The organism is Nostoc sp. UHCC 0251, assembly GCF_034932245.1.
Taxonomy (GTDB): Bacteria; Cyanobacteriota; Cyanobacteriia; order Cyanobacteriales; family Nostocaceae; genus Nostoc.
The window spans coordinates 1-6,958 of sequence record NZ_JAYGHD010000171.1; the positions used below are offsets into that span (position 1 = coordinate 1).

Below are 6,958 nucleotides of genomic sequence, written 5' to 3' on the forward strand. Positions count from 1 at the left end.
CTGCTCCCTCATCCCCCACTCCCCACTCCCCACTCCCCACTCCCCACTCCCCACTAAAAAATATGGATTGGCATCTCTTAGGACTGAGCTTTATTACAGTTTTTTTATCAGAATTGGGTGACAAAAGTCAGCTAGCAGCGATCGCACTTTCAGGGCGTTGTAATTCTCCGCGTGCAGTATTTTTTGGTGCAGCAGGTGCATTGCTGTTAACAAGTCTGTTGGGAGCATTAGCAGGGGGGGCAGTAGCAGAATTATTACCTACACGGTTGTTAAAAGCGATCGCTGCTGTGGGATTTGCCATCCTTGCTGCACGCCTGCTGTTATTTAACAATGAACCATCGACGGATTCTGAACAAACACCCTAACCAAATGGTCAGGGTTGTACATCCAGCTAAATTATAAAAGTTCCCAAGCAGTTCCTTTGTAGCCGTATTGAAAAATTTCTGGATGCAAAATTTCTGCCAAAATTTCTAAAGAATCTACCAGTCGAGGCCCTGGACGATTGAAGTAAGAATTGCCATCTGTGATGTAAACCCTACCAGCTTTGGTAGCGTGCAGTTTTTCCCACTCTGAACGTTGAGTTAACAAATTGGCTTCTTGCCGAGTGCGATTTAAATCAAAGCCACAAGGCATAAAAATAATTACATCTGGATTAGTTGTTAATAGTGTTTCCCACTGCAAGATAGGAGAAGGCTGACCTGTAGTACAAAACAGAGATTGTCCTCCTGCTAAGTTAACTAATTCAGGAATCCAATTGGCAGCGGCCATCAAAGGATCAGTCCACTCGATACAGGCGACAGTGAGCAGTTCATTTAAAGAAAGTCCCTGGACTTTTTGCTGGCAAATTCTGACGCGAGCTTCTAAATTTTCTAAAACTTTTACTGAGTCTACGCCAAAAGTGTTGCCGACTCGCTCAATGTCAGTCCAAACATCTTGGAGAAGATTGGGTTGTAAAGAAATAATTTGAGGTTTACTGCCAATGAGTGTAGCAACTGCCTTTTCAACATCGTGTAAGCTGACAGCACAAACATCACACTGGTCTTGAGTGAGAATGTGGGTAGGCTGTAATTTCTCTAATACATCTGTTTTGATTTGATAAATACTGAGAGCAGATTGCAATAAATTGTTCACATCGTCGTGAATTTGGCTGCTGGAGGCATCAGAGTTTAAGCGTGCTTCGGTACAAATGGGGCGATCTTGGATTTCTGGAGGGTAATCGCATTCGTGCGATCGCCCCACAATAGCATCAACCAAGCCTAGTGTCGCTAAAATCTCTGTTCCACCGGGAATCAGGGAAACAATTCTCACATTACTATCCGTCATCGCTCCACCTCCACAAAAGCTGCCGTCATTTGAATTGTTGCAAAATTTGAGCCATTAAGCATCTTTCTCTAGGAGAATTAAGCATATTTTGCTATTCAGCGCTCAGTAAGAAATTAGACTGGGTGTTAGGAATTGAGAAGAGTCTTTCCTAGTCCATATCTCCTAGACCAAAATTTAAATTATACTACTCTATAGTAGAATTACTTGATATTTAAAATGCTAATTATCCCCTGGCAAAAATCACTGGCATGAAGTAACAGAAGCGATAAGCAAAATCTAGTTTATAACTTGTTATCCAGAATCAGAAATTTTGAGCAAAAAATTATACTTTCCGGTTAGGAATAACCCTATGAAGTAATTGTAGTTATACAAAGACGGTTCTAATTTTCCTGTAGAACTGCAAAGCAAAGTTATTTCTTCTTGAGGTCAACTAATGCAGGTGGTGTCAGCTAGAGATATTACAGAGCACAGCCAATCCCAAGAGGCTTTACAAATCAAAGAAAGTCGTCGGCGAAAACAAAGCCAGACGCTGGTGCAGCTGGCAAGAAGCAAGACATTTCAGCAAGGTGATCTCAATGCGGCATTAAGAGAAATCACAGAAACTGCTGCTCGGACGCTCTTAGTGAAGCGAGTCGGAGTGTGGTTATATAATCAAGAACGTTCAAAAATTGAATGCATCGATTTATATGATGTAAACACCAAGGAGCATAGCTTTGGTAACTCGCTTTCAGAAAAAAATTATCCAGCTTATTTCCGGGCTTTAGAAGAGGAACGGACAATTGCCGTAGATGATGCCATAAACGATACAAGAACCCAAGAATTATCCGAGTCTTATCTTTCCGTTTTGGGTATCACATCCCTGCTAGATGCACCGATTTGGCTGGAAGGTCGTTTGGTGGGCGTAGTCTGCCACGAACATATAGGCGAAGCTCGCAAATGGACTTTGGAGGAAGAAACTTTTGCTGGCTCGATTGCAGATTTCGTGACGCTGGCTATAGAAGCAAGGGAGCGAAACGTCGTACAGGAAGCGCTACGGCAGAGTGAGGCGCAATTTAGAGCGATTTTTGAGCGTTCTTCTATCGGCATTGGACTTATAGATATGAAAGCGCAGATAGTCGATAGTAATCCGGCACTGTGCGAGATTTTAGGATATAGCCGAGAAGAATTACACGGCAAGTGCTTTACAGATTACATTTCCACACAAAGGGGGGATTTAAAACTTTACAAACAAATGATGTCAGGAATTCGCACCAACTCAGGCGTAACTTCAAAATTTGCCTTTCCCCCCTCCGAACTTCAAAAGCAGCTTGTCGATAAATATCGCATTGAGATGGAAAGACGCTGCCTGCATCAAAATGGCAGCTTCGTTTGGACTCATATCTCTGTTTCTGTTATACCAGACAGCAATGGTGAACCTGAGTTTTTTCTGGCGATGATTGAAGACATTACTGAACGCAAGGAAACAGAATTAAAGTTGCGTGCTTCTCAAGAAGCAGCAGAAGCAGCCAGTTTGGCAAAAAGTGAATTTTTAGCAACTATGAGCCATGAGTTGCGGACGCCTCTCAATGCAATTATGGGTTTGTCGCAATTGCTGCAACAAAAAATAGTTGGCTCTCTCAATGAAAAGCAGAACGAATATATAAGTTGTATATATAGTAGTGGTGAACATCTGTTGGCACTGATTAACGATATCCTTGATTTATCTAAGGTAGAAGCAGGTAAGGAGGAACTATTACTCTCACCTTTACCAGTGTCAGATTTATGTAATTATGCCATATGGACAGTGCGCGATCGCGCCTTAGAAAAGGGATTGCAACTCACATACGAAATTGACCGAGAAGCAGATGTTTGTATTGCTGATGAGCGACGCATCAAGCAAATGCTACTCAATTTGCTCACCAATGCTATCAAATTCACTCCAACAGGTCAGGTATCGCTGGTAGTGAAAAAAATAGCGCAAGGAATAACCTTTACAGTTTCAGATACTGGAATTGGTATAGACTCCAGTCAATTTCAATTTCTATTTGAACCGTTTAAACAGCTTGACAGTCGGTTAAATAGGCAGTACGAAGGCACTGGTTTAGGTTTAGCTTTAACACGTAAATTAGCGCGTTTGCATGGTGGAGATGTTACCTTTACATCGACTTTGGGAGAAGGAAGCCAGTTCACTGTGTTTCTACCAAATCCAGTGCATCCAGAAGAAGAGGAGAGTGGAAGCGACAATAATCATTCTTTATCGCCATCTTTTTCTATCTCCAAGACTAAACGCATTTTGCTTGTGGAAGAAGAGGAAAATACTGCCATACTCCTGCAAGATTATCTTCAGACAATTGGCTACCAAGTGACGTGGATAGATAACGGGAACGATTTTTTAAATCAGGTGCAAAACCTACAGCCAGATTTAGTTTTTTTAGATTTCCAGTTAGTAGACGATGTTAGCAAATCTAATTTACTAAATATCCTTAGATATCATCCTTATTGCAAAGATTTGCAAATTGTCATGATTCGCTCTAGTGAACCTACAGAGGAAGAAATTACTATGCTTCCAGGTAGTACCAATGACTACCTCATCAAGCCAATTAGGGTAGTCCAATTAGAGTCAATATTGAGCCGATATTTGAGTTATAGCGATTTTCAGATTAACGAAACACCAATTTAGATCGAAGCGATCGCATTCATATTCTATATTTTTAGTATTAAAGAGATATTGTATTGGAAAGATCGCCACGCGATTGCTTTAACCCCATCATAATGTAGGTATAACCTGCCACAGGTATCGCTGTGATCAATCTAAAACTATAGACATGAAACTAAGATAAGCATTTTTATATATTCACCAAATAACGTAAAGATATGTCTTAAAGTATAGACATTTAAGTAAATATTCAGTATTAGGTTATGTTGGGGTTTTTAAAACATCCTCTCAATTTTTGATGTTAATAATGCTTTTAAAACAACCTCTAAGAATTAGATAGTCCTACATCTAGAACTCCGATTTTATTTTTGAGAACATACTGAGACTTAAAAATCCACTTTCTCAGGATTTTATCTGAATTATTGTTCAAAATCAGACAGGAATCTTACATATAGGACTAGTATTTGATTTCTGAAAAGATACGTAGTGCGTTAGCGACAGCGTAACGCACCAAATCCTTAATAATGGTGCGTTACGGCTTACGCCTAACACACCCTACAAATATTTAGATTTTTCAGAAATCAAATATGATTCCTATAGTTGGATAAGTGTTACTTACAAACTACTCAAAAGGGCAAATCTTCAGGGAAAATTGGTAACTATCAAAGGTGATATTAAAGTATGCCAAAACCCTCAACTCTCGGCGAATTATTGATGTTCTAAAACAGCACTAACAGTAGATTTAAAACTGAAGCTACTCCAACAATCTTTTATTCAGGAAGGTAAAAATTATGGCAAATATCATTGGAACTAAAGGTAATGATACGTTAGTAGTTAGCCAGTATGATGGCACTAACGACACACTCACTGGTGGAGGTGGGCAAGATAAATTTATTTACACACTATATTACATGTACATGTACAATATCACTGATTTCAGTGGTATAGGTACAAGCTCAAATCCATCAGCAGCAGTCATTACCGAAGTTGATACGTTGATATTTCAAGACATTGGCTTTACTGCCCGAAATTTCCTACTTACACAGAATGGTAACAATCTGGAAATTAGCTTTGATGGAGACATAACTGATGATGGAGAGGTAATTGGGACGGATTACGACTCACAAGATATAAGTCCCTTTTTATTCGAGAAGCCAATAGTCACCCTGCAAAATTTTACCCTGGAAAACTTAGATAATCTATCAACTCTGGGCAATATCCTGTTTTATGGACAAACCAGCATCAAGGACAGCTTTGATGTCGTTAATGCCAATTCCACCCAACAGAACCCATTTAATAAGAACACAGTCACCTTTTTTAACGACCTGAATAACTATGTCATCGGCTTTGACAACTCAAATGATGTCATTAATGGCCAGGGCGGGAATGATAGCATCAATGGCTTGAGTGGCAACGACCTGCTGCGCGGTGGTGCGGGAAATGATACTCTCATGGGTGATGTGGGTGATGATTCCCTCAAAGGTAATACTGGTAACGACCTGCTGCTTGGTGGTACGGGGAATGATACTCTGATTGGTGGTGTGGGCAATGATACCCTCAAAGGTGGCAGTGGTAAGGATACCTTAAATGTTTACGGTTCAACAGGTGATAACCTACTCTCTGGGGGCGATGGCAATGATTCTCTTAGCGCCTCTCACTATTTCTCTTTTGAAGAATTCGGCTATTTTGCAGAAACCATCTATTTTACCTCAGGCAATAATACTCTCAAAGGTGGCGATGGTAACGATACCTTGGATGTTAAAGGTTCAACAGGTGATAACCTACTCTTTGGGGGCGATGGCAATGATTCTCTTAGCGCCTCTGGCTACCGTAAATTCGACGGCTCATTTGTATATTACATTGTTGGCAATAACACCCTCAACGGTGGTACTGGTAACGATACCTTAAATGCTAATAGTTCAACAGGCGATAACTTACTCTCTGGGGACGATGGCAATGATTATCTTTCTGCCTCTTCCGACTACGGTAGAATAGGCTTCTCTGACTCCTCAGGTAATAACACGCTCAACGGTGGCGATGGTAACGATATCTTAGATGTTCAGGGAACAGGAGATAACCTCCTCTCAGGAGGCGATGGTAATGATTCTCTTTCTGCCTCTGGTGAATTTGAGAGCTTTTTAGGAATCTATAAAGTTGTTGGTAATAACATCCTCAATGGTGGTACTGGCAACGATACCTTGAATGTTGATATCTCAGAAGGCGATAACCTGCTGTCTGGAGGCGATGACGATGATTATCTCTCTGCCTCTGGCTACTTCGGCGACGAGGTAGGATACAATCTTACTGCGTCGGGAAATAACACCCTCAACGGTGGTGCTGGTAAAGATACCTTGAAGGTTGACAATTCAAGAGGCGATAATCTACTCTCTGGAGGCAATGGCAATGATTTCCTCTCTGCCCTTGGAGCCTCAGGTAATAACACCCTTAACGGTGGCGCTGGCAGTGATATTCTGATAGGTGGAAAAGGTAATGATGCCCTCTATGGTGGGAATGGTGCTGATACCTTTGTTTTCAATAGTTACAATGAAGGCGTTGATAGTATTTATGACTTCAATAACGCAACTAATGAAGGCGTTGATAGTCCTTATGAGTCCAACGCAACTAATGAATATATTCAGATAGGGGCTGCTGGTTTTGGTGGGCAATTATCAATAGGTGTACTCTCAGCAAGTCAGTTTACCCTTGGAACATCTGCAACAACGATCGCTCAACGATTTATCTATGATAACAGTACAGGTGCATTGTACTTTGATCAAGATGGCAGTGCAAATGCCTTTACTCAGGTAAAATTTGCACAATTCTTTGGTGGAGTGTCACTAAGCGAAAAAGTTTTTTATGTGACTGCTGAATATTAATTATTCTAGCCAGATAAAAATAATAAATTCTGGAAATGCGAGATGCCTATAATAGCACCTCGCATTTGACTTAGGGACTTCCAAATAAAAAAATATACAACTATTTATTGTGGGGTGGGCGACA

At 40.7% G+C, this 6,958-nt stretch carries 4 protein-coding genes; 3 read left to right on the top strand and 1 reads right to left on the bottom strand.

Annotated features, from left to right (window positions below; all coding sequences use genetic code 11):
- Positions 1-62 precede the first annotated feature (62 nt).
- On the top strand, positions 63-365 hold the full coding sequence (locus VB740_RS16450; RefSeq protein WP_323201043.1) for a TMEM165/GDT1 family protein: 303 nt from the start codon (positions 63-65) through the stop codon (positions 363-365).
- A gap of 31 nt (positions 366-396) precedes the next feature.
- On the opposite strand, the gene VB740_RS16455 is transcribed toward VB740_RS16450, so the two are convergent.
- Positions 397-1,323, bottom strand: coding sequence for a cobalamin-binding protein (locus tag VB740_RS16455; RefSeq protein WP_323201040.1), 927 nt, complete (start codon positions 1,321-1,323; stop codon positions 397-399).
- A 433-nt stretch (positions 1,324-1,756) separates the two neighbouring features.
- Between VB740_RS16455 and VB740_RS16460 the strand changes: the two genes are divergently transcribed.
- Both VB740_RS16460 and VB740_RS16465 read left to right on the top strand, forming a co-directional pair.
- The gene (locus tag VB740_RS16460) at positions 1,757-3,982 is read left to right on the top strand and encodes an ATP-binding protein (RefSeq protein ID WP_323201041.1); all 2,226 of its coding nucleotides are present in this window, start codon (positions 1,757-1,759) and stop codon (positions 3,980-3,982) included.
- A 767-nt stretch (positions 3,983-4,749) separates the two neighbouring features.
- On the top strand, positions 4,750-6,834 hold the full coding sequence (locus VB740_RS16465) for a calcium-binding protein (RefSeq protein WP_323201042.1): 2,085 nt from the start codon (positions 4,750-4,752) through the stop codon (positions 6,832-6,834).
- Positions 6,835-6,958 lie beyond the last annotated feature (124 nt).